The organism is Streptomyces verrucosisporus (assembly GCF_017114865.1).
GTDB lineage: Bacteria > Actinomycetota > Actinomycetes > Streptomycetales > Streptomycetaceae > Streptomyces > Streptomyces fenghuangensis.
In genome coordinates, this window is the sequence record NZ_JADEYH010000025.1 from 53,268 (window position 1) to 75,272 (window position 22,005).

Annotated in this window: 18 protein-coding genes and 1 tRNA gene; 10 read left to right on the forward strand and 9 right to left on the reverse strand. The window is 74.3% G+C overall.

Going from position 1 to position 22,005, the window contains the following annotated elements:
- Positions 1–20 precede the first annotated feature (20 nt).
- A complete protein-coding gene (locus IQ279_RS22450) occupies positions 21–2,429 on the forward strand; it encodes an ATP-binding cassette domain-containing protein (protein WP_206350888.1) in 2,409 nt (802 codons plus the stop codon).
- Between the two features lie 113 nt (positions 2,430–2,542).
- Here the strand turns inward: IQ279_RS22450 and tpg are convergent, their stop codons facing one another.
- Both tpg and tap read right to left on the reverse strand, forming a co-directional pair.
- A complete protein-coding gene (tpg, locus tag IQ279_RS22455; protein WP_206350890.1) occupies positions 2,543–3,097 on the reverse strand; it encodes a telomere-protecting terminal protein Tpg in 555 nt (184 codons plus the stop codon).
- A 3-nt stretch (positions 3,098–3,100) separates the two neighbouring features.
- On the reverse strand, positions 3,101–5,239 hold the full coding sequence (gene tap, locus IQ279_RS22460; RefSeq protein ID WP_206350892.1) for a telomere-associated protein Tap: 2,139 nt from the start codon (positions 5,237–5,239) through the stop codon (positions 3,101–3,103).
- Between the two features lie 397 nt (positions 5,240–5,636).
- Between tap and IQ279_RS22465 the strand changes: the two genes are divergently transcribed.
- The 4 genes from IQ279_RS22465 to IQ279_RS22480 all read left to right on the forward strand — a co-directional run bounded on the left by IQ279_RS22465 (position 5,637) and on the right by IQ279_RS22480 (position 8,927).
- The gene (locus tag IQ279_RS22465) at positions 5,637–6,149 is read left to right on the forward strand and encodes a toxin-antitoxin system HicB family antitoxin (RefSeq protein ID WP_206350894.1); all 513 of its coding nucleotides are present in this window, start codon (positions 5,637–5,639) and stop codon (positions 6,147–6,149) included.
- A gap of 85 nt (positions 6,150–6,234) precedes the next feature.
- Positions 6,235–7,080 carry a DUF4097 family beta strand repeat-containing protein gene (locus IQ279_RS22470; RefSeq protein ID WP_206350896.1) on the forward strand — a complete coding sequence of 282 codons (846 nt, stop codon included), beginning with the start codon at positions 6,235–6,237 and terminating at the stop codon, positions 7,078–7,080.
- Positions 7,081–7,149: 69 nt separating this feature from the next.
- Positions 7,150–8,145: an ATP-binding cassette domain-containing protein gene (locus IQ279_RS22475; protein ID WP_206350898.1), complete on the forward strand. Its 996-nt coding sequence runs from the start codon at positions 7,150–7,152 to the stop codon at positions 8,143–8,145.
- Positions 8,142–8,927 (forward strand): ABC transporter permease, encoded by a 786-nt coding sequence (locus IQ279_RS22480; protein WP_206350900.1) that lies wholly within the window; start codon positions 8,142–8,144, stop codon positions 8,925–8,927. Before IQ279_RS22475 ends, IQ279_RS22480 begins: the two co-directional genes overlap by 4 nt.
- 32 nt (positions 8,928–8,959) lie before the next feature.
- On the opposite strand, the gene IQ279_RS22485 is transcribed toward IQ279_RS22480, so the two are convergent.
- From IQ279_RS22485 to IQ279_RS22510, 6 genes are all read right to left on the reverse strand, one after another.
- The gene (locus IQ279_RS22485; RefSeq protein ID WP_307792484.1) at positions 8,960–9,988 is read right to left on the reverse strand and encodes an NAD(P)/FAD-dependent oxidoreductase; all 1,029 of its coding nucleotides are present in this window, start codon (positions 9,986–9,988) and stop codon (positions 8,960–8,962) included.
- A gap of 22 nt (positions 9,989–10,010) precedes the next feature.
- Positions 10,011–10,529 carry an isoprenylcysteine carboxyl methyltransferase family protein gene (locus IQ279_RS22490; RefSeq protein ID WP_206350904.1) on the reverse strand — a complete coding sequence of 173 codons (519 nt, stop codon included), beginning with the start codon at positions 10,527–10,529 and terminating at the stop codon, positions 10,011–10,013.
- Positions 10,526–11,614, reverse strand: a complete 1,089-nt coding sequence (locus IQ279_RS22495; RefSeq protein WP_206350906.1) for a type III polyketide synthase — start codon at positions 11,612–11,614, stop codon at positions 10,526–10,528. The genes IQ279_RS22490 and IQ279_RS22495 overlap by 4 nt, the downstream gene beginning before the upstream one ends.
- A complete protein-coding gene (locus tag IQ279_RS22500; RefSeq protein WP_307792485.1) occupies positions 11,611–12,786 on the reverse strand; it encodes a geranylgeranyl reductase family protein in 1,176 nt (391 codons plus the stop codon). Before IQ279_RS22500 ends, IQ279_RS22495 begins: the two co-directional genes overlap by 4 nt.
- 20 nt (positions 12,787–12,806) lie before the next feature.
- A complete protein-coding gene (locus tag IQ279_RS22505; RefSeq protein WP_307792486.1) occupies positions 12,807–13,646 on the reverse strand; it encodes a UbiA family prenyltransferase in 840 nt (279 codons plus the stop codon).
- A 264-nt stretch (positions 13,647–13,910) separates the two neighbouring features.
- Positions 13,911–15,326, reverse strand: coding sequence for an aminotransferase-like domain-containing protein (locus IQ279_RS22510; RefSeq protein ID WP_206350909.1), 1,416 nt, complete (start codon positions 15,324–15,326; stop codon positions 13,911–13,913).
- Here IQ279_RS22510 and IQ279_RS22515 point away from each other — a divergent pair.
- Positions 15,325–16,263, forward strand: a complete 939-nt coding sequence (locus tag IQ279_RS22515; protein ID WP_206350910.1) for a DMT family transporter — start codon at positions 15,325–15,327, stop codon at positions 16,261–16,263. The genes IQ279_RS22510 and IQ279_RS22515 overlap by 2 nt on opposite strands.
- Positions 16,264–16,326: 63 nt before the next feature.
- A tRNA-Met gene (locus tag IQ279_RS22520) sits at positions 16,327–16,400 on the forward strand.
- A gap of 79 nt (positions 16,401–16,479) precedes the next feature.
- Here IQ279_RS22520 and IQ279_RS22525 read toward each other — a convergent pair.
- Positions 16,480–17,376 carry a CAP domain-containing protein gene (locus IQ279_RS22525; RefSeq protein ID WP_206350911.1) on the reverse strand — a complete coding sequence of 299 codons (897 nt, stop codon included), beginning with the start codon at positions 17,374–17,376 and terminating at the stop codon, positions 16,480–16,482.
- A gap of 318 nt (positions 17,377–17,694) precedes the next feature.
- Between IQ279_RS22525 and IQ279_RS22530 the strand changes: the two genes are divergently transcribed.
- The 3 genes from IQ279_RS22530 to IQ279_RS22540 all read left to right on the forward strand — a co-directional run bounded on the left by IQ279_RS22530 (position 17,695) and on the right by IQ279_RS22540 (position 21,795).
- Positions 17,695–19,245 (forward strand): PH domain-containing protein, encoded by a 1,551-nt coding sequence (locus tag IQ279_RS22530; RefSeq protein WP_206350912.1) that lies wholly within the window; start codon positions 17,695–17,697, stop codon positions 19,243–19,245.
- An 88-nt stretch (positions 19,246–19,333) separates the two neighbouring features.
- Positions 19,334–20,026 (forward strand): TetR/AcrR family transcriptional regulator, encoded by a 693-nt coding sequence (locus IQ279_RS22535; RefSeq protein WP_206350923.1) that lies wholly within the window; start codon positions 19,334–19,336, stop codon positions 20,024–20,026.
- A gap of 125 nt (positions 20,027–20,151) precedes the next feature.
- Positions 20,152–21,795: an MDR family MFS transporter gene (locus IQ279_RS22540; protein ID WP_206350913.1), complete on the forward strand. Its 1,644-nt coding sequence runs from the start codon at positions 20,152–20,154 to the stop codon at positions 21,793–21,795.
- Positions 21,796–22,005 lie beyond the last annotated feature (210 nt).

A 22,005-nucleotide genomic window follows, 5' to 3' on the forward strand; every position in this document is an offset into this window, starting at 1 on the left:
GCCGGCAGATGGGGGAGACCATGAGCACCACCACGAGGACGGACACGCGGGCGCCCGAGCCGCACGCCGCCGACAGCCACGACCTGATCCGTGTGCACGGCGCGCGCGTGAACAACCTCAAGGACGTCAGCATCGAGATCCCCAAGCGCCGGCTGACGGTGTTCACCGGCGTCTCCGGCTCGGGCAAGAGTTCACTGGTGTTCGACACGATCGCCGCCGAGTCGCAGCGGCTGATCAACGAGACCTACAGCACCTTCGTCCAGGGCTTCATGCCCACGCCGAACCGGCCCGAGGTCGACGTGCTCGAAGGGCTGACGACCGCGATCATCGTCGACCAGCAGCGGATGGGCGCCGATCCCCGCTCCACCGTCGGCACCGCCACCGATGCCAGCGCGATGCTGCGCATCCTCTTCAGCCGGCTCGGCAGGCCGCACATCGGCCCGCCCTCCGCGTTCTCCTTCAACGTCGCCTCCGTCTCGGCGAGCGGCGGGTTCACGGTCGACCGCGGCGCCGACAGGACCAGGACCGAGAAGGTGACCTTCAACCGCACCGGCGGCATGTGCACCCGCTGCGAGGGCCGGGGCACGGTCTCCGACATCGACCTCACCCAGCTCTACGACGACTCCAAGTCGCTCTCCGAGGGCCCGTTCACCATCCCCACCTACACCGGGGACGGCTGGGTGGTGCGGATCATCACCGAGTCGGGCTTCTTCGACCCGGACAAGCCGATCCGCGAGTACACCGAGAAGGAGCGGTACGACTTCCTGCACCGCGAGCCGACCAAGGTGAAGGTCAACGGCGTCAACCTGACCTACGAGGGGCTGATCCCGAAGATCCGGAAGTCGTTCCTCTCCAAGGACCGGGAGTCGATGCAGCCGCACATCCGGGCCTTCGTGGACCGGGCGGTCACCTTCACCGAGTGCCCCGAGTGCGACGGCACCCGGCTCAGCGAGCGGGCCCGGTCGTCGAAGATCGGGGGGATCTCCATCGCCGACGCCTGCGCGATGGAGATCCGCGACCTGGCCGAGTGGGTCCGAGGCCTCGACGATGCCTCGGTGGCTCCGCTGCTCACCGCGCTGGGGCGGTCCCTCGACTCGTTCACGGAGATCGGGCTGGGCTACCTCTCGCTCGACCGGCCGACGGGCACGCTGTCGGGCGGCGAGGCGCAGCGGGTGAAGATGGTCCGCCATCTCGGCTCCTCCCTCACCGACGTCACCTACGTCTTCGACGAGCCCACCACCGGCCTGCACCCGCACGACATCCAGCGGATGAACAACCTGCTGCTGCGCCTGCGCGACAAGGGCAACACCGTCCTCGTCGTCGAGCACAAGCCCGAGGTCATCGCCATCGCCGACCACGTCGTCGACCTCGGCCCCCGCGCCGGGACGGCCGGCGGCACCGTCTGCTTCGAGGGCGCCGTCGAAGGACTGCGGGCCGCGGACACGCTCACCGGCCGCCACCTCGACGACCGGGCCGCCCTCAGGAAGACGGTGCGCGAACCCTCCGGCACCCTGGAGATCCGCGGCGCGACGGCGCACAACCTGCGAGACGTCGACGTCGACATCCCGCTCGGGGTGCTCTGCGTGGTCACCGGCGTGGCGGGCTCCGGCAAGAGCTCGCTGGTGCACGGATCGCTGCTGCGCCGGTCGGAGGCCGGCGGCACCGGCGTGGTCTGCGTCGACCAGACGCCCATCCGCGGCTCCAGGCGGAGCAACCCGGCCACCTACACCGGGCTGCTCGACCCGGTCCGCAAGGCGTTCGCCAAGGCGTGCGGCGTGAAACCGTCGCTGTTCAGCCCCAACTCCTCGGGAGCCTGCCCCGCCTGCAACGGCGCCGGCGTCCTCTACACCGACCTGGCCATGATGGCCGGGGTCGCCACCGTCTGCGAGGAGTGCGAGGGGAAGCGGTTCCAGGCGTCGGTGCTGGAACACCGCCTCGGCGGGCGCGACATCAGCGAGGTCCTCGCGATGCCGGTGACGGAGGCGACGGAGTTCTTCGGCTCCGGTGAGGCGCGCACTCCGGCCGCGCACCGGATCCTCGGCAGGCTCGTCGACGTCGGACTCGGCTACCTCACCCTCGGCCAGCCGCTCACCACGCTGTCCGGCGGCGAACGGCAGCGGCTCAAACTGGCCACGCACATGGGCGAGAAGAGCGGCGTCTACATCCTCGACGAACCGACCACCGGCCTCCACCTCGCCGACGTCGAGCAGCTGCTCGGCCTGCTCGACCGGCTGGTGGACTCCGGGAAGACGGTCATCGTCGTCGAGCATCACCAGGCGGTCATGGCGCACGCCGACTGGATCATCGACCTCGGGCCCGGCGCCGGCCACGACGGCGGCCGGATCGTCTTCGAGGGCACGCCCGCCGACCTCGTCGCCTCCCGTTCCACCCTCACCGGTGAGCATCTGGCGGCCTACATCGGCGCCTGAGGCGAGGACCTCTCCGTGGCCTCTCGCCCGAGCCCCTCTCCGGGGCGGCCGGGAGGAGCCGCCCCACCGCTCCCGGTCCGGCCCGCCGCGGCCGCGGCGGGCCGGACGGCCGTTCAGAAGGACACGTCGATGTAGTCGATGTCGGTGAAGGCGACGTCGAGGTGTTCGGCGCGGCGGCCGCCGTCGCGGAAGTACTCCTCCCGCAGGCCCTCGGCGACGATGTCGCGCAGCTGCCGGTCGTCGGCCCCCTGCTGCCGGGCGGCGAAGAGGCGGTCGGCGTAGGCCGGGGGAAGGTGGACGGTCAGGCGGCGCAGGCGGGGGTCGTCGGTGGAACCGATGGGGGCCGAGTAGCCGAAGCGGGCACGGGTCTCGATGGTGATGCCGCCGGTGGTCGCGGCCTCGCGGCGGCGGCGCCTGCGCACAAGGGGCTGCCAGCGGGCGCGGACGGCGGCGTCGATGCGGTCGGCGATGTGCCGGGGCGGGTTCTTCCGGTCGCCTCTGCGGTAGCGCTCCACCGAGCGCTGGCTCACCCCGAGTTCGGCGGCCACGGCGCGGGTGGTCCTGAGCTTGCCCAGCAGGAAGTTGATCCGGGCCTGGAGGGACTTGGGCGGGTTGCGGGTGAACGTCTCCGCCTCGGCACGCTCGATGGCGTCGTCGATCTCCCCCACGGGTCACTCTCCTTCGTCCAGGACGGCGTCGACGCCGTCCTTGATGTGGCGGGCGGGGTTGTAGCCCTGCTCCATCAGGTCGACCGCCCAGGCCAGCTGCGCCACGCCCTCGACCTTGCACAGGCCCGGGCTGGGGCCGAGCCGGAAGGAGCCGGGCAGGGGCTTGCCGGAGGCGGTGCGGGGCAGGAAGTCCAGCGGCGAGTCGCCGGGGCTGGGGTAGACCACGCAGTCGGACAGCACGGCCAGGGGGTACAGGCCGGTCGCCTCGGCGGTCCTGAGCATCTTGCGGTGCATGTTCACCCGGGCCCTGGAGATGACGGCCGCGCGGATGTCGGGGCGCCAGGTCGGGCGCTGAAGGGCGGGCCAGCGCTCCCCGTCCCGGTGGTGGCGTCCCTGGGGGCGCTCGCGGAGCTTGCCGATGCCGCCCTTGACGGTGGCCTTGATCGCGGCCAGGACCATGACCAGGGCGGGATCGGTGTGCTTGTGTCGCTCCATCGCGGCGAGATAGGCGGTGTCGGTGAGGTCCCGGGTGACGCCGAGGTCGGCGAGGGTGTCGAGGTAGGCGGCCTTGAGCCGGTCGTGCCATGGGTCGAGGTACGCGCCGCTGTCCCTGCGCAGGTACGCCTCGGCCGGCCGGACGTCGTACCCCAGCTCCTGGGCGTAGGCGACGGTGGGGGTGGCGTACCAGGCGGGTCCTTCGGGGCGCTCGCCGGTGGGGGTGAAGGGCGAGGGCAGGCGAGGGTCCAGGTCGACGTGGGACAGGTCCACCAGCCAGCAGCCGGGGACCTTCTTGTCGAACACCGGGCGGGTGACGTGCTCGGGGCCGGACAGGCCGACGGCGAGACGGGCGGCGGCGGCCAGGAACGCGGTGTTGATGTCCAGGCCGACGGCGAACGGCAGCAGGCATTCGGCGTCCGACAGCAGGTCGACGTCGCGGACCCACTGGTAGACCTCCTCGTCCAGGAACCCTCCTTCCCAGCCCCGGGCGACGGGGTGCCCGGTGGGCGCCTCGGGCGGGGCGGGGTCGACCGGTTCGGTGCCCAGCGACCCGGGGCTGCGGCCGGAGACCCAGGCGCCGCTGCCGGCGTCCCGCACGGCACGGGTGGGCGGGCGCAGGGCGGTCATCAGCTCCAGGCCGGTCACGGCCGTGGAGCCGCGCGGGGTGATGACCCGGGCGGCGTAACGGCCCAGCGCGTCGGCGAGCCGGGCCGGTTCCAGGTCGGCTGCACCCGGCCAGGCCCTTGGGTCGAGCGCGTCCCAGGACAGGATCGCCAGCTGTACGCACTGCCGGCGGCCTTCGGTTGCGGGTCGGTACACGCGGGCCCAGGGACCGAAGCCGCGCTTGGTGAGTTTCCACCGCGCCTTCGTCAGCTGTTTGACCACCGGGTGGTCGTCGGGCAGGCGCAGGGTGCGGCGGGCCTCGTGCCCTTCCAGGCGCTCGGGCAGGCCGAGCGCGACCGCCGCGGAGGCGGTGAGCACGATCAGCGGATCGGAGTCCCGGCCCGCGCGGTGCAGACGGGGCGCTCCCAGGCCGGATTCGGCCAGTGTCCACTCCACCAGCCCGGCGATGGTCGTGGCCGGGCACTCCAGGACGATGCCCTGTGCGCCGTAGGCGAGACCGTCGCCGTCCAGCACGGCCAGCGGGCCGTGCCGGTAGGAGGTGACGGCGGCGGGGGCGGCGGTGTCCGGCACCATCGGCCGCTCACGCGCCGGGCGGGGCGGCCGCGCGGGCCGGGACGCGGACTCGGGGAGCCGCTTCGCGTCCGGTGCGGCGGCGGACTTCGGCCCGGCCGGAGGCTCGGGGGGTGCGGCGGGGACGGCGGGCCGCCCGGGGGTGGGCGCCGCGGTCGGTTCCTGCGGTGCCGGCGCGGACGGGGGTGAGGCGGCTTCGGTTTCCGGGTACTTCGCGGCCCAGCCCTCCAGCAGCCGCTGGTAAGCCTGCAGCCGCGGCGGCCTCGGCTCCGCGCGCCCGTTCTCCCAGTTCTTCACCGTCTGCAGCGTGGACTTCATCGCCTGGGCCAGACGGGCCTGGGTGATTCCGGCGGCCTCCCTCAGCCGGGCCCGCTCCGCCGGGGGCGGCAGTTGCGGCTCCTCCTCCAGCAACGCGTCCACGGACGCGAACAGCTCTTCCTCGGTGGGCACGCCTTTCACCTCCGCCGGGAAGTTATCAGATCCGTCCCATTCCGATGTCGCCTCCAACCAGCGCTTTCAACCCTCTCCACGTTCCCGTCGAGGGGGCGCGGGACGCCTGCGGCCGCCCGGCGCCCCGCGTCACCCGGCCCGGGCGCGTGCTCCACCGATCCCGGCGAGGGCGGATCCGCGGCGGCGCCCGATGGCACCTGATGACATCAAGTGGCGCCACTGGGAGCCATCCGGCGCCACCGAACACCCAAAAGACCTCGCGCACGCGCATGGCGCCACCGTCGCACAGGCCACCGGGTCCGCGTTTCCGCAGTTCAAGGCAGCCAATCTCGGGCCCTTCACACACAGGACGCCATCCGGGCTTGCACTTGGCACCACATGGTGCCACCATGGCGCCATGGACCTCACTCCGTATGTCGACACCCTCCGCCGCGAACTCGCGGTGGCCGCCGAGGCCGGCGGTGGTGAAGCCCGCGAGCTGGCCGAGAGGCTCACCACCCCTCTGGAGTCGGCGGCCCGGCTGATCATGCTCAACGTGCTCTCCGCCGCGATGGACGAGATCACTCGCGAACTCGCCCCCGGTTCGGTCGACGTACGGCTGCGCGGGCTCGACCCCGAATTCGTGGTGATGCCGCCCGCCGAGGGCGCCCCCGTGGAGGCCTCCGCACCCGTCGAACCGCTCACGCCCCCGGCCCCGGCCGACGGCGAGGAAGGCGGCACCGCCCGCGTCAACCTGCGCCTGCCGGCCCACCTCAAGGCCCGGGCCGAGGAGGCCGCGAGCCGCGAGGGCCTGTCGGTCAACGCCTGGCTGGTGCGCGCCGTGTCGGCCGCGGTCGACGGCGGCCACCACCACCGCCCGGCGGAGAGGACCCGGACCATCGGGCAGAGCTACACGGGCTGGGTGCGCTAGCCCGCGCCCGGCGACCGCACCACTCACACCCACATCACGTCCCACCAGCGGGGACGTCACCAAGACCCAGGAGGACGGGACAGCCATGCCTTCTTTCGACACTCCCGAACCGATCTCGGCCACGGCACACGTGGAGGCCGGCTCCATCCGGTTCACGGCGGGCGACCGCCTCGACACCGTCGTCGAGGTGCTGGCCCGCGACCCGAAGCGTGAACAGGACGTACGGGCGGCCGAGCAGACCGAGGTCACGTACTCCGGCGGCACCCTGACCGTCAGGACGCCCAGGCGGCGCCACCTCGTCGGGCGCACCGGCATCGTGGACGTGACGGTCGAACTGCCCGCGGACTCGCACGTCGACATGACCGGCGCCTGGGCCCAGGTGCTCGGCGAGGGCCGGCTCGGCGAGGTCCGGGTGAAGACCTCCTCCGGTGACGTCCGCCTCGATGTGACCGGCCCACTGAAGCTGACGGCCTCCCACGGCTCGGTCACCGTCGACCGGGTCGAGGGATCGGCCGAGATCACCACCAGTTCCGGAAGCCTGCGCGTCGGTGCCGTCCGCGGTCCCGCCGTCCTGAAGAACTCGCACGGCACAACGACCGTCGGCACCGCGGCGGACGAACTGCGGGTGCACGGCGCCAACGGCGACATCGACGTCGCGCGCGCCGAGGGCCCGGTCGTCGCCACCACCGCCCACGGCACCTTGCGCATCGCTGAAGTCGCTCGCGGGACAGTCCAGTTGGAGACCTCCTACGGAGCCATCGAGGTCGGCGTCCGCGAAGGGACAGCCGCCTGGCTCGACGTCAGCTCCGGCCGGGGGCAGGTGCGCAACACCCTCGCCGCCTCCGAGGCCCCGGAGAAGACCGAGGACACCGTCGAGGTACGCGCCCGGACCCGCTACGGCAACATCGACATCCGCCGCGCCCGGGCCTGAACACCGGACTCCTGGGCTCGCCCGCTCCCCCACCACTTCACCGCTTCGGCCTCCGAGAGGGAGGACTCCATGCCTTCATCTATCATGTCCACATCCAAAGGGAAGGGCTGTCCGCAGCCGCCCGCCGCCGTCTCCGCCGCCGGGCTGCGCAAGTCCTACGGCGACAAAACCGTCCTCGACGGCATCGACCTGCACGTCCCGGCCGGATCCGTGTTCGCGCTGCTCGGGCCCAACGGCGCCGGCAAGACCACCACAGTCAGGATCCTCTCCACCCTCATCGGCGCCGACGACGGCCGGGCCCTGGTCGCGGGTCACGACATCGCCACGTCACCGCAGGCCGCACGCGCCGCGATCGGCGTCACCGGGCAGTTCTCCGCCGTCGACGGCCTGATCACCGGCGAGGAGAACATGCTCCTCATGGCCGACCTGCACCACCTCTCCCGCCGCGAGGGGCGGCGGGTCACCGCCGAACTGCTGGAGCGCTTCGGCCTCGCCGACGCCGCCGGGAAACCCGCCTCCACCTACTCCGGCGGCATGAAGCGGCGCCTGGACATCGCCATGACACTCGTCGGCGACCCGCGCGTCATCTTCCTCGACGAGCCGACGACCGGACTCGACCCGCGCGCCCGCCACAACATGTGGGGAGTCGTCCGTGAACTCGTCACGGGCGGCACCACGGTCCTGCTCACCACCCAGTACCTGGAGGAGGCCGACGAGCTCGCCGACCGCGTCGCCGTGCTCGCGGGCGGCAGGATCGCCGCCGAGGGCACCCCCGACGAGCTGAAGCGGCTGGTCTCCGGCGGCCATGTCCGCCTCCGCTTCACCGACCCGGCCGCATACCGGTCCGCCGCCCTCGCGCTGCGCGGGGCCGCCCGCGACGACGACTCCCTCGTACTGCGGATCCCCAGTGACGGCAGCCAGCGCGAACTGCGCTCCATCCTCGACCGGCTGGACTCCGCCGGTATCGAGGCGGACGAGCTTACCGTGCGCACCCCCGACCTCGACGACGTCTTCTTCGCCCTGACCGGCGGCACCGACCAGCCCTCCGAGGAGATCTCCCGATGAGTTCCCTGTCCCTCGTCGTCCGCGACTCGTCCACGATGGTGCGCCGCAGTCTCCTGCATGTGCGGCGCTACCCCTCCCTGACACTGAACCTCCTGCTCACTCCGGTCGTTCTGCTGCTGCTGTTCGTCTACGTCTTCGGCGAGGTGATGAGCGCGGGCATCGGCGACGCCGGCCGCTCCGCCTACCTCGCCTACCTGCTGCCGGGCCTGCTGCTGATGACCATCGGCAGCACCGTGGTGGGCACCGCGGTGTCGGTGTCCACGGACATGACCGAGGGCATCGTCGCCCGTTTCCGCACGATGGCGATCCACCGCGGCTCCGTGCTCATCGGGCACGTCGTCGGCAGCGTGCTGCGGTCGGTCGCCAGCGTGGTCCTCGTCGGCGCCGTCGCCGTGGCCGTCGGCTTCCGGTCCGCGGACGCGACCGCCCTGGAGTGGCTGGCGGCTTTCGGGCTGGTGACACTGGTCGCCCTGGCGCTGACCTGGATCGCCGTCGGGATGGGCATGGTCAGCCCGAACGCCGAGGCGGCGAGCAACAACGCGCTGCCGCTGATCGTCCTGCCACTGGTCTCCAGCGCCTTCGTCCCCCTGGAGGCGATGCCGGGCTGGTTCCGGCCGATCGCCGAGTACCAGCCCTTCACCCCGGCCATCGAGACACTGCGCGGCCTGCTGCTCGGCACCGAAATAGGCCACAACGGCCCGCTCGCCGTCACCTGGTGCCTGGGCCTGGCCATACTCGGACACCTCTGGTCCAGGTACCTGTTCAACCGCGACCCGAAGTAGCGCGACGACCGCGCGGGCCGTCCGCCGGGGGCTCACTCCCCCGCCGGGCGGGCCAGCGCGTCGACGGCGGCGGAGAACAGCCACGGCAGCCGCTGCGCCGCGGGGACCAGCGCCGCCCGGACGGGAGGCGGCCCGGTCGCCGCGAGCAGTGCGCGGGTCAGCAGGCGGTAGCGCCGGGTGAGCCGCCGCCAGTCCCGCTCATAGGCTCCGGGATCGCCTCCGGTGACCGCGCGTACAGCCGCCTGCGCCTGCGCCAGTGCCAGCGCGACTCCCTCACCGGTCAGCGCGTCGACGTAGCCGGCCGCGTCGCCGACGAGCAGCACCCGGCCGGCCGTGCGCGCTCTCGCGCTGCGGCGCAGTGGCCCGGCCCCGCGCACCGGTCCGGCCGACCGGGCCCCGGACAGCCGCTCACGCAGGCCGGGGAAGGCGGCGAGGTGGTCGTCGTAGGGGCCGCGGCCGGCGGTGAGCACCGCCACACCCACCAGTCCGTCGGCCACCGGGGTCACATAAGCCTCCGCGCCTCGGGCCCAGTGCACCTCGACATGGTCGCTCCAGGGGGCCAGTTCGAAGTGACGCCGCAGTCCGTGGCGCGGGCGCGCCCGGTGCGGCCGGTCCAGACCCAGTGCCCGGCGGATCGGCGAGTGCAGGCCGTCGGCCGCGACGAGGTGGGCGGCCCGCAGACCGCCGGCCACCACGCCCCGCCCGTCCTGCTCGACACCGCGCACGGCGCGGTGCTCGATCAGTACCCCCGCGGCCAGCGCCGCCTCGCGCAGCGCCGTGTGCAGCACGGTGCGGCGCACCCCGCGGCCCGGCCCCGTCCGGAAGGCGGCGGCGGCCCGGCGAGTCCCGGCGACGTACCGGATACCCCGCAGTTCGTGTCCGGCCGGGTGCACGCCGAGCGCGGCCAGGGCGGCGACGGCCCCCGGCATCAATCCCTCGCCGCACGCCTTGTCGACGGTGCCGGCGCGCTGTTCGAGGACGGTGACCTCGAGTCCTGCCCGGGCCGCGTGCAGGGCGGTGGCGAGTCCCGCCGGGCCGCCGCCGACGACGAGCAGGTCCACGGTGGCCCTTCCCCCGGGCATCTCAGGCCAGTCGCGCCAGCGCGGCGTCCTCGGTGCGGACACGGGCGGCCAGCAGCAGGACGTTCAGCACGGTGAAGACGGTCGCCGTGATCCAGGCCGAGTGGGCCAGCGGCAGCGCGATCCCCTCGACGACGACGGCGAGGTAGTTCGGGTGCGGCAGGCGGCGGTAGGGGCCGCCTGTCACCCGCGCGGCGCCGGGCACGACGATCACCCGGGTGTTCCACTGCCGGCCCAGGGTGGCGATGCACCACCAGCGCAGCGCCTGCGAGGCCGCGACGAGGGCGAGCATGCTCCAGGCGAGCGGCGGTACGGCGTCAGGCCCGCGCGTCCACACCTCCACGAGCGCGCCGGCGAGCAGGCCCGTGTGCAGCGCCACCATGAACGGGTAGTGCCCCCGCCCGAACTCCACACCGCCGCGCGCGAAGCTCCAGGCGGCGTTGCGGCGGGACACGGCCAGTTCCGCGGCCCGTTCCAGGCCGACGGCCACGACCAGGGCGGTGAACAGCAGCTCGCTGCTCATTCAGCACCGCCCGGGGCACGCAGGAGGACGAGTTCGGAGCAGAAGCCCGGGCCCATGGCGAGCATCAGCCCGTAGGAGCCGGGCCGGGGCGGGTGGCCGGCGAGCGTGTCCGCCATGACATGCAGCACCGAGGCGGAGGACAGGTTGCCGATCCGGCGCAGCGATTCCCAGGTCACGCCCAGGGCGTCCCGCCCGACCCCGAGCGCGTCCTGCAGCGCGTGGAGGACCTTGGGGCCGCCGGGGTGCGCCACGTACCAGCCGATGTCTCCGGCACCGAGCCCGTGGTCGGCGAGGAAGTCGCGGACGTCGCCACCGATGTGGCGGCGCACCAGATCGGGGACCGCGGCGTCGAGCACGATCCTGAACCCGCCGGGGCCGACGTCCCAGCCCATCGCGCGCTCCGAGTCGGGGTAGAGGCGGCTGCGCGAGGCCAGTACGAGGGGCTGGGCGGGATCCTCGGAGTGCGCGAGCGGATGCTCGGGTCCGACGGCGACCACCGCCGCGGCGCCGTCCCCGAACAGGCCGGCGGCCACGAGGTTGGCGACCGAGGCGTCGTCGCGCTGAAGGGTGAGCGAGCACAGCTCGACCGACATCAGCACCGCGACCCCGTCCGGCCGGCCGCGCAGCAGATCGTGCAGCCGGGCGAGACCGGCCGCGCCGGCGACGCAGCCGAGGCCGACCAGCGGCAGGCGCACCACGTCGGGGCGCAGCCCGATCTCCGCCGCGACGCGGGCCTCCAGCGAGGGGACGGCCAGGCCGGTCACCGTGCACGACACGACGCAGTCGACGTCGGCGGGGGCGAGGCCGGCGTCCTTGAGCGCCTCGACGACCGCGCGGCAGCCGAGCTCGGTGCCGGCCCGGATGAAGGCGTCGTTCGCCCGGCCGAAGTCCCCCAGCCGGGCGTACTCCTCCAGGGGAAGCGCGGTGTGCCGAGTCTCGACGCACACGTTGCGGTGCAGCCGCTCGACGAGGCCGCGGTCGACGGCGCCGGCGGCCGGCACGGTGGTGAGGAACTCGGTGATCTCCTCCTGCCGGTGGCGGTGCTCGGGCAGGGTGCCGCGAACGCTGAGGACGCGCGTGCTCATGCTGGCTCCCGGTTTCGGCCGGTCGGGCGGGCGGATGCGGCGAGCGCCCGGCCGAGGCCGAACGCGAGGGCGGGTGTGAGGCGGCCCCGGGCCAGCCCGAGTTCGACGAGGTCGTCGAAGACGCGCTGGTCGGCAGCGGAGGCGCGCAGGGCCGCCTCGACGGCGTGACGGCCGCGGGCGAGGCGGGCCGCCAGGGCGGTGTGGCGCAGGTGGGGCAGCAGGATCCGGCCGGTGGCGCGGGCGTACCGCTCCCCCGCCCGTTCGGGCCTTCGGTCGCGGCAGGCCGCGGCGGCGGCGCGGCCCGCCGCGATGCCGGTGGCCACCGCGTAGTAGATGCCCTCGCCGGTCAGCGGGTTCACCAGCCCGGCGGCGTCGCCCGCGAGCAGCACCCGGCCGGGCGGAGGGCGCCAGCGCGCCGTCGAGAGCGGCAGATGGTGTCCGACCCACTGCCGTCCGCCCTCCGCCGCGCCGGGCAGCAGCGCCTGGAGCCGTTCGATCAGCCGGGCGCGGGCCGGCGCCGTACGGCCGGTGCGGAGGGTCTCGCCGTACCCGACGTTCGCCAGGCCGTCGCCGCGGTCGAAGGACCAGGCGTACGACGGCTGGTGCCGGGTGCCGAACTCGATGACCTGTGCGCCGCGCCGTCCGGGCGGGACCGGGGCGTAGCCGCGCAGCGCCAGGGCCCTCGGGCCGCCGGGCAGGCCGAGCGCGCGGCGGACGGCCGAGTGGGCGCCGTCGGCTCCGACGACGACCGCGGCGCGGATCCGCCCGTCCAGAACCACCGCTCCGGTTTCCTGCCCCAGGCCGCGGACCCGGTGCCGCAGGAGGTGGGCGCCGGCCGCGACGGCCGCGCCGGCCAGCCGGGCGTCGAGGACCCTGCGCGGCACCACCCACGCCGGGCGGGCCATCGGCCGCTCGGCGGTCAGGCCGCCTCGGCCGAGGCGGAGCCGGCCGACCGGGATCCGGTCGTCGAGGAGACCGGTGACGCCGACCTGGGCGAGGAGATCGAGGACGTGCGGGGCCACCGCGTCTCCACAGGCCTTGTCCCGGGGGAAGTCCGCCCGGTCCAGGAGGGCGACGCGCAGGCCGGGATCGGCGTGCAGCGCGCCCAGGGCGGCGGCGGCGCCGGCCGGCCCGGCGCCGACCACGGCGAGGTCCCAGTGCACCGGTGGCACCGATGGCGCGGATGCCGGCGTCATCGGCCGGCCGCCACGAGCAGTACGACGTCGAGCAGGGCGACGGCCACCGCGGCCCGGAAGGGGGTGCGGCCGTGCGCGGCCAGGGTGAGTGCGGTGAGGGCGGCCACCGGCGCGAGGGCGGCGAGTGCCCAGGCCGGAGGGTTTCCGGCGGGGCCCAGCACGGCGAGCAGCGAGGCGGCGGCCAGCAGAGCGGCGGCCAGGGCGCGCGAGGGGCGTTCACCGATCCGGTGCGGCAGGCCGCGTACCCCGGCGCGTTCGTCGTCGGCGAGGTCGGGCAGGGTGTTGAGCAGGTGCGCCCCGACTCCGAGCGCGGCGCCGGCGCCGGTCGCCCACGGCGCCGCCCAGGTCTGGGCGGGTCCGGCGAGGGTGGCCACCGAGGGCAGCGCCCCGAAGGCGCAGGCGTACGGCGCCCAGGACCAGCGGGTCGCCTTGAGGCCGAGGTTGTATGCGTGGCCCGCGCCGGTGACGAGGACGATGTTGGCCAGAGCTGCGCGCGGGCCGGTGAGCGCGGACAGCACCAGGCAGGCGAGCGCGGCCGCGCCCAGGGCGCGCACCACCGTGCCCGCCGGGAGGTCTCCGGCGGCCAGCGGTTTGCCGGAGCGGCCGGCGGCGCGGTCGCGGGCCAGATCGCGCAGGTCGTTGCCCCAGCCGATCGTGAGCTGGCCGGCGAGCACCGCGGCGGTGACGGCGGCGGTCTGTGCCGGGCGCAGCCCGCCGCGGAGCGCGAGCAGACCCGTGACGGCGGTGACCGCCAGGGCCGGCCCGCCGTGGGCGGCGGTGAGCAGTGCGAGCGCGGTCGGCGGTCCGGGGCGTGCCCGGACCTCCCCGGCGGTCACGGGCGCCGCCGTGCCGCGGCACGGTTCCCGGTGGGCCGGGCTCGCGGTGGGCCGGACACGGTGGACGGGCGCCGGGCCCGGCCGGCGCCGTGCGCGCCCTCGGCGCGCGGGCGGCCTTCGACGGTGGGGCCGGTGTTCCCGGCCGTCCCGTTGATCACGATGCGCATGCGGGATCGGTGCCCCCGCCGCCGCCCGCTCACACGGGGCCCTCCGGCATCCGGCGGACACCGGCGGCACCCGGATGGGGTATCGCGGCCGACGGCGCTACCGCGTCCGTTGCCGGGCGAGTGCCCGTCCTACGGCGCGCGCGCCGTCGGGGAAGGCGCCGGGGTTGGGTCCCGAGTAGTTGAGCCGGAGGTAGGCCCCGGTCGGTTCGGCGGGGAACCACTCGCCGCCGGGGGCGACGATGACTCCGTCGCCCCCGCAGTCCCTCACCAGCCGTGCCAGGTCGGTGGTGTCCGGCAGCCGGACCCAGATGTTCAGCCCTCCCCGCGGTACCGCTTCGAGGCGGGCGGTGGGCGCGTGCTCCCGCAGTGACGCGGTCAGCAGGTCCCGGCGGGAGGCGAGTTGGTGGCGCAGGTTGCGCAGGTGCGTGCGCCAGGCGGGCTGTGTGACGACGTCGAGCGCGGCGGCCTGGAGGATGCCGCTGACGTACATCGACTCGGCCTGGGCGTCGGCGAGGACGCGTGTGCGGGCCGGGCCCCGGGCGACGACGCCGGCGATGCGGACGGCCGGGGAGACGCTCTTGGTCAGGGAGCGCAGGTAGACGACGTGCCCGCCGTCGTCCCGGGCGGCGATCGGGACCGGGTCCGCCTCGATGCCGAAGTCGTGCGCCCAGTCGTCCTCGATCAGGAACGCGCCGTGGTCTCGGACGGTGCCGAGGATCCGGTCGGCCAGATCGGGCGACCACCGGGCGCCGGTGGGATTGGCGAAGTTCGGCTGGGCGTAGAACGCGCGCGCCCCGGTCTGTTCGAACGCCCGCGTCAGTTCCTCCGGGTCGGGGCCGCGCGCCCCGCTGGGAACGGGCACGACCTGTACGCCCGCCTGCGCGGCGGCGAGGATCGCGCCCCAGTAGGTGGGCGACTCCACCAGCAGCGGGCGGCCCGCTCCGACGAGGGAACGGAAGACGGTGCCCAGTCCACTCTGGCTTCCGGGGAAGACGACGACGTCGCCCGGTGCCGGCGGCGTGATTCCGGCCGGTGTCGCGGTGGCGAGTTCGGCCGCGAACCACGCCTGGAGTTCGGGCAGCCCGGCGGCAGGGGGGCGGCTGACGGCGGCGTCGCTCCGGGCCGCACGGGTGAACGCGGCCCGGACCAGGCGCTCGGGCAGCAACTCCCGGTCCGGGTAGCCCGAGTGAAGCGCGATCACGTCGTTCGGGGTGGTACGCAGTGCCGTGGAGAGCTGCGGCACCCGGTTGCGCGGCGATCCGAGCGCCGCGGTCTGCCACCCGTAGTCGTTCGGACGGGCCACTCGGATCGCGCGGACGAAGGTCCCCACGCCGGGGCGGCTCTCCACCGCTCCCTGCGCCGCAAGGGTCCGCAGCGCCTTCTGGACCGTTACGGGGCTCGCCCCGTAACGGGCGACCAGTGTGCGTGTGGAGGGCAGTCTCGCGCCCGGGGCGGCCGACGCGATCCATTCGCGGAGATCGGCGACGATCCGCGAACTGCTATCGTTGTCCATGACACACAACAGTAGCGCTACCGTCCTTGAAGCCCAGGCGCTATCCCCGTCCCGCTCCGGTCTCGGGTGGGGGCTGCTCGGGGTCGGGGCGTTCTCGTTCACCGTCCCGTTCACCCGGGTCACCGTCGAGGACGGCGGGATGTCACCGCTGTTCGTCGGCTCCGGCCGTGCGGTGGTCGCCGCGCTGCTCGCGGCGGTCGCGCTGGCGGTCACCCGGCAGCGTCCACCCCGCGGCGCCCAGTGGGGCCGTCTGGCGGTCGTCGCCGGCGGCGTGGTCGTCGGCTTCCCCGTGCTGACCTCCTACGCCCTGACCACCGCCTCGGCCGGCCACGGCGCCGTCGTGATCGCGCTCCTGCCGGCCGCGACCGCGGTGATGGCCGTGCTCCGCGGGCACGAGCGCCCCCCTGCCCCGTTCTGGGTCATGGCGGCCGTCGGAGCGGTCGCCGCGGTCGTGTTCGCCTCCCTCCAGGGGGGCGGCTTCGACGGGCTCCACTGGTCCGACCTGCTTCTGCTCGGCGCCGTCGCGGCGGCCGGCATCGGCTACGCGGAGGGCGGGATCCTCGCCCGTGAACTCGGCGCCTGGCAGACCATCTCCTGGGCGCTGGTGCTCTCCGCGCCGCTGATGGCGGCCCTCACCGCCCTCTCTGCCTCGTCGCACCCCCCGGCCGGGAGTCCGGCCGAGTGGTCCGCGTTCGCCTACCTCGGGGTGGTGAGCATGTTCCTCGGCTTCTTCGCCTGGTACCGGGGTCTTGCGATCGGCCCGATGGCGCGGGTCGGCCAGGTGCAGCTCGTCCAGCCCGTGATGAGCGTCTGCTGGGCCGCGCTGCTCCTGCGCGAGCAGATCACCTGGCCAACCGTCCTCGGCGGCGTCGCCGTGATCGCCTGCGCGGGCGCCACCGTGCGCACCCGGACCGGGCGCGCCGCGGGCGCGGGCTGAATTCCCCTGCCGACCTGCCCGTTTCACCTCGGGCCGGGGCGTGCCGTACAGTGGTGGCACCGCCGCGGGGTGGAGCAGCTCGGTAGCTCGCTGGGCTCATAACCCAGAGGTCGCAGGTTCAAATCCTGTCCCCGCTACTGGAAGGTCCGGCCCCGGTGCACTCGCACCGGGGCCGGACCTCTTTCATGCCCGCGGGCGTTCTCCGGCGCCGTGCCGCTACCGTCCGGTGCCGAAGTTCTGGGTCCACCACGGGCCGCCGTCCCCGAAGTGGACCCCGACGCCCAGTTCCTCGAAGGCGCAGTTGAGTATGTTCGCGCGGTGGCCGGGGCTGTCCATCCACGCCTTCATCACCGAGGCGGCGTCCGGCTGTCCCTGGGCTATGTTCTCGCCCAGGTTGCTCCAGGCGTACCCGGCCGCCTCGACCCGGCCGGCCATCGTGGAACCGTCGGGCCCCGTGTGGGACAGCACGCCGGAGGCGGCCATGGTGTCGCTGTAGTCCTCCGCGGCCCGTGCAAGCCGGGTGTTGGCGGTGACCGGGCGGCAACCGGCGGCGGTCCGCTCCCTGTTGACGAGTGCGAGTACCCGCGCCTGCGGCCCGCCGTCCTCCGGTGCGTCCGCCCCTGGGGCGCTGGCGCCCTTCCCGCCGCCGGACCCGGTGGTGCCTTCGGAGCCGGCCGCGCGGCTCTGCTCGCTCCTGGCCGGCCTGTCCTGTCCCGCTCCCCCGGCGGTTCCGGGGGCGGGCGCGGAGGCGGAGGGGGCGGCGCCGCGTGCGGGCTTCTCCGATCCCCCCGGCTCTCCGGGCTTCCCCGGCTTCCCGGACTTCCCGGCCCCGTCGTCATCCGGCGAGGCGGACGCACTCTTCCGCGGGTCGGGGGAGGCGGGAGGGGACGCGCCGCCGGCCGCCCCGGCCTCCGTGTCGTGCGCGGTACCGGACGCGTCGGCCGCCACGCGGTCGGCCGGTCCGTCCTGCCCCCCGCCGGCGGCCACGGTGAGGCCGGCGCCCGCCGCCATGGTGACCACGCTGAGCGCGAGGACGATGTCGCGCGCCGACGGGGTGCCCTTGGAACGGGCGCGGGAGCGGTGGCGGGAATGGCCGGCTCGGCGGGAGCTCATGCGGACGGTACCTCGGGGAGTCGGTCGGGAAATCGGTCGGCCCGCAGGAGGGGCCCGGCAGAAGCGGTCGTGTCTGCCGGGCCCCTCGGAGGGGGCCGGGCGAGAGCCTAGACAGGCCCGGGGCCCGCGGGGCGCCGGAGAAGCGCTTCTTCAGGAAGCCCTAAGGAAGCCATGAGGTTCCGCCCGGGCGCGAGGGCTCCCCGCGATGACCGGCCGGGCCGGGGAGGCGGGGTCTCCCGTATCCGGAAGCGTCGCCGGGCGGAAAGCTGCCGCATCGTGCACATGAGGTCACGGCCGGACGGCGGCAGGGTTGCGCGCATGACCGATGTCCGGGAATTGACCTGCCGCTCCCCCTACCGGCGCGCTCTGTGGGTCTTCGCCGTTCTGGGAGCGGCGGGGGCGGCCGTGACGGCCGCGGCCGCGGTGTACTCGGCGGATCGCGGCGGACTGTGGGGTGTGTGGTCGGGGGTCGCCCTGCTGTCGGCGCTGGTGGCCCTGGCCTCGCTGCGCGGCGCCGTCGCCCGGGTGAGCGCCGACGCGTACGGCCTGCGCGTCCGGACGCTGCCGCGCCGCCGGAGCATGCCGTGGTCCGGAATCGCCGATCTGCAGATCCGCATGAGGAACGAGTGGAACCACAAGGCTCCGGACACCCGCTGCGTCGGTGTGGTGCTGCACGACGGGCGCAGGCGGCTGCTGCCCCTGCCGCGCAGCTGGTCCTCCGAGGACCCGGAGTTCGACGCGGCCCTGGAGACGCTCCGTGCGCTGCACCGCCGTCACGGAAACCCCCGCTCCGAGCATCTGCCGGTCATCTCCCACCGCACCGCCGGATACGGCCGGCTCGGGTCGCTGGGCCTGTGCGTGCTGCTGCTGTCGGGGGCGGGTCTGGCGGTGTGGTCCATATCGGGCACCGCCGCCGGGGAGCGGGCGTGGAAGTCGGCCGTGCCGTGCACCGCCCGGACGCCCGCCGCCGAGCGGGGCGAGTGCCTGAGCACCCTGCCGGCCGAGATCGAGCGGACCGAGGCGGGCCGCCCCAGGAACCCCAGCCATCTGTACTTCACCGGTGGCCGGCCGCTGGAGCGGCTCAGGGTCTCCCAGGAGGCCGCCCGGGGGTTCCGGCCCGGCGACAGGGTCGAGCTGACCCTGTGGCGGGGCGAGGTGGTGGAGGTCGCCGGGGAGCGGCACGTGTGGCGCGAGCACGTCGTCACCCCGGGAAGTGTGGCCGTCCTCGCGGCCCTGTGCGCCCTGACCGCCGGCTGGCCCGGCGCGCGGGTGCTGCTGTGGCTGCGCCGGCGGAGGCTGCCCGACGACGAGGTCCTCCCGTCGGAGCTTCCGTTCGTGGGTGCGCTCGCCGCAACGGCCCTGTGGCTGCTGCCGCTGGCCTACCTCCACCCCACAGGCCCGTTCGACTCCGCCGCGGGGACCGTGTGGGCGGCCGCGGGGTCGCTGGTCACGGTGAGCCTGCTCGCCCGGGCCTGGCGCGCCACACGCGTCCGCGCGCCCGGGGAGGTTCCAGGGGCCGAGGAGCCCGCGGGACAGGACATGGAGGTTTTCCTGAGCGCCCGCTTCCTGGATCCCACCGGCTACAACCCGCACCACTTCGGCACTCACATCGTCATCGGCGGCGGGCCACCCGCGGTGACGCCGCACCCCGGCCCCGGCCGGTTCGCGGCGAAGCCGATTCCCGTGGAGCGGCTCACCGTCAAGGAGGTGCGGCGTGTCCGCGGCAGCGACGGGAAGGCCGTTCCCGGCCACTGGCACATCGCCGAACTCGACGACGCCGGTCGCCCGGTCCGCCTCGCCGCCGCCCCCGGCGACCTGACCCGCGTCCTGGGCGAACTGGAGCGCATGAGGAGCCCGGCCGGGGGCTGACGGGCCGCTGGGGGCTGCAAGGAGACGGGCGGCAGAGCAGGCGGCACGGCCGGAAATAATTTTTACAGAGCATGCATTTTTGCCTAGCATGCAAAATGTGGTGGAGAAGAAGGCTGCGGGGAGCGGGCTGCGGGAGCGCAAGAAGCGGGCCACACGCGCCGCTCTCACGGAAGCGGCGGTGCGGCTCGCGGCGGAGCACGGGGCGGAGCACGTCACCGTCGAGGCCATCAGCGAGGCGGCCGGTGTCTCCCCCCGGACGTTCTTCAACTACTTCGACGCCCGCGACGACGCCTTCGTCATGGTCGACGCGGAGTCGGGCGCGCGGGTCCGTCGCGGTGTGCTCGAAGCACCGGCCGGCCTCTCCCCGCTGGAGGCGCTGCGCGAGGCCATGGCGGCGGAGCTGGCGGAGATCGAGCAGCGCCACGAGGTGTGGGATCTCCACGCCAGGGTGCTGAGCGCCTCGCCGCATCTGCTCGCCCGCAGCCTCGCCGCGCATCTGGCCGACGAACTCGGCCTGGCCGAGGCGCTCACCGAGCGCCTCGGCGGCGGTCCCGCCACCGCCGCCGGCCCGGTGCCCTCCGCCTCCGAGAAGGAACGGCGCAGAGCGCTGGACCTGTACCCGCGCCTGCTGGCCGCCGTCGGCGGCACCGCCGTCCGGGTCGCCGTCGAGCACTGGTGCGCACAGCAGGACCGGCTCGCCTTCACCGATGTCTTCCGGCAGGTCTTCGAGCACCTGGCCGCCGGGCTGCCGGCGCCGTCCGGCGAGAACCGGCGGCGCTGACCCGCCCCGCGCGCTCCCTGCCGGCATATGAGCGACCCGTTGGACCCAAGCCCTGAGAGCCCAGAGCCCCGGAGAAGGACGTTGTGACCGCATCGCAGGCGCCTGAACAGGCGCCGCCCACATCCATGACCAACCGGCAGATCCTCCAGGCCATGTCCGGCCTGATGGCCGGCATGTTCGTCGCCATCCTGGCGGGCACGGTGGTGGCCAACGCGCTGCCACGGATCATCACCGACCTGGGGGCCAGTCAGTCCTCCTACACCTGGGTCGTCACCTCCGAACTGCTGGCCATGACGGCGACCGTGCCCCTGTGGGGCAAGCTGTCCGACCTCTACAACAAGAAGCTGCTGCTGCAGCTCTCCCTGGGCATGTTCGTGGCCGGCTCGCTGCTGGCCGGTTTCTCCCAGGGCGTCGAACTGCTGATCTTCAGCCGGGTCGTCCAGGGCATCGGCGCGGGCGGCCTCACCGCCCTGGCACAGGTGGTGATGGCCGCCGTCATACCGCCCCGCAGGCTGGGCAGGTACGCGGGCGTCTTCGGCGCCGTCTTCGCCGTGGGCACCGTGGCCGGGCCGCTGATCGGAGGCGTCCTGGTGGACACCTCGTGGCTGGGGTGGCGCTGGTGCTTCTTCATCGGCGTGCCGTTCGCGCTGCTGGCGATCGTGCTGCTGCAGCGCACCCTGCGGCTGCCCACCGTCCGGCGCGAGGTGAGGATCGACTTCCTGGGCGCCTTCCTGATCGTCGCGGGCGTCTGCGCGCTGCTCGTCTGGACCTCGCTGGCCGGGAACCGGTTCGACTGGCTCTCCTGGCAGACCGCCGTCCTGACCGGTGGCGGCGCCGTGCTGCTGATCGCCGCGGTCCACGTCGAGTCGCGGGTGCCCGAGCCGGTCATCCCCCTGGACATCTTCCGCAACCGCACCGTGACCCTGACCACCGTCGCCAGCCTGCTGGTGGGTGTGGCCATGTTCGGCGGCACCGTCTTCCTCTCCCAGTACTTCCAGATCTCCCTGGGCAAGTCCCCGACCGTCGCCGGTCTGATGAGCCTGCCGATGATCCTGGGCCTGCTGGTCTCCTCCACCGTCGCCGGCCAGGTCATCAGCGCCACCGGCAGGTGGAAGGTGTACCTGGTGGCGGGCGCGGTCACCATGACCGCCGGTCTCGGGCTGCTCGCCACGATCGACTCCGGCACGGGCTTCGGCCTGCTCAGCGTCTACATGGCGGTGCTCGGCATCGGGGTCGGCATGCTGATGCAGAACCTGGTGCTGGCCGCGCAGAACGACGTCCCCGCCGCCGAGCTGGGCGCGGCGACCTCCGTGCTGTCCTTCTTCCGCAGCATGGGCGGCACGATCGGCACCAGCGTGCTCGGCGCGATCCTGGCCAACCGGGTCGCGACCGAGATGACCCGGGGGCTGGAGCAGGCGGGCGTTCCCGCCGCCGGGGCCCAGGCCCCCGGCGGCCCGGAGGGCGGCGTCCCCGACGTCACCGCCCTGCCCGCGCCGGTCCGGGCGATCGTGGAGCACGCCTACGGTGTCGCCACCGCGGACCTCTTCCTCGTCGCGACGCCCTTCGCCCTGCTCGCCCTGGTCGCCGTCGTGTTCATCAGGGAGAAGCCGCTGAAGACCACCAGCGGCATGGAGCGGCTGGCCGAGGAGGCCGGCGACGCCGGTGCCCTGGCCTCGGACGGCGGCCCGGAGCGGCGGACACCGGACGGTGACGGTACTCCGCGAACCGGCGGGGAGACCGGCGGGGAGACCGTGGCCCCGGTCGGGTGAGCCCGGCGGAGCAGACCGGGACCGGGGCGGCCCCGCGGCGGGCCTGCCCCGGTCCCGGTCGTCCTCGTGGTCCTGTGGACGCGGTACGGCCGGGACGGCGGTGGGGCGGGGCGTCCCGGCGTGGCGGGTCCGGCGGGTCAGAACCCGGCGGCGAGGGTACGGATGGCGTCCTCCCCGGGTTCCGTCCCGCTCTCCTCCCTAGGCCGGGGC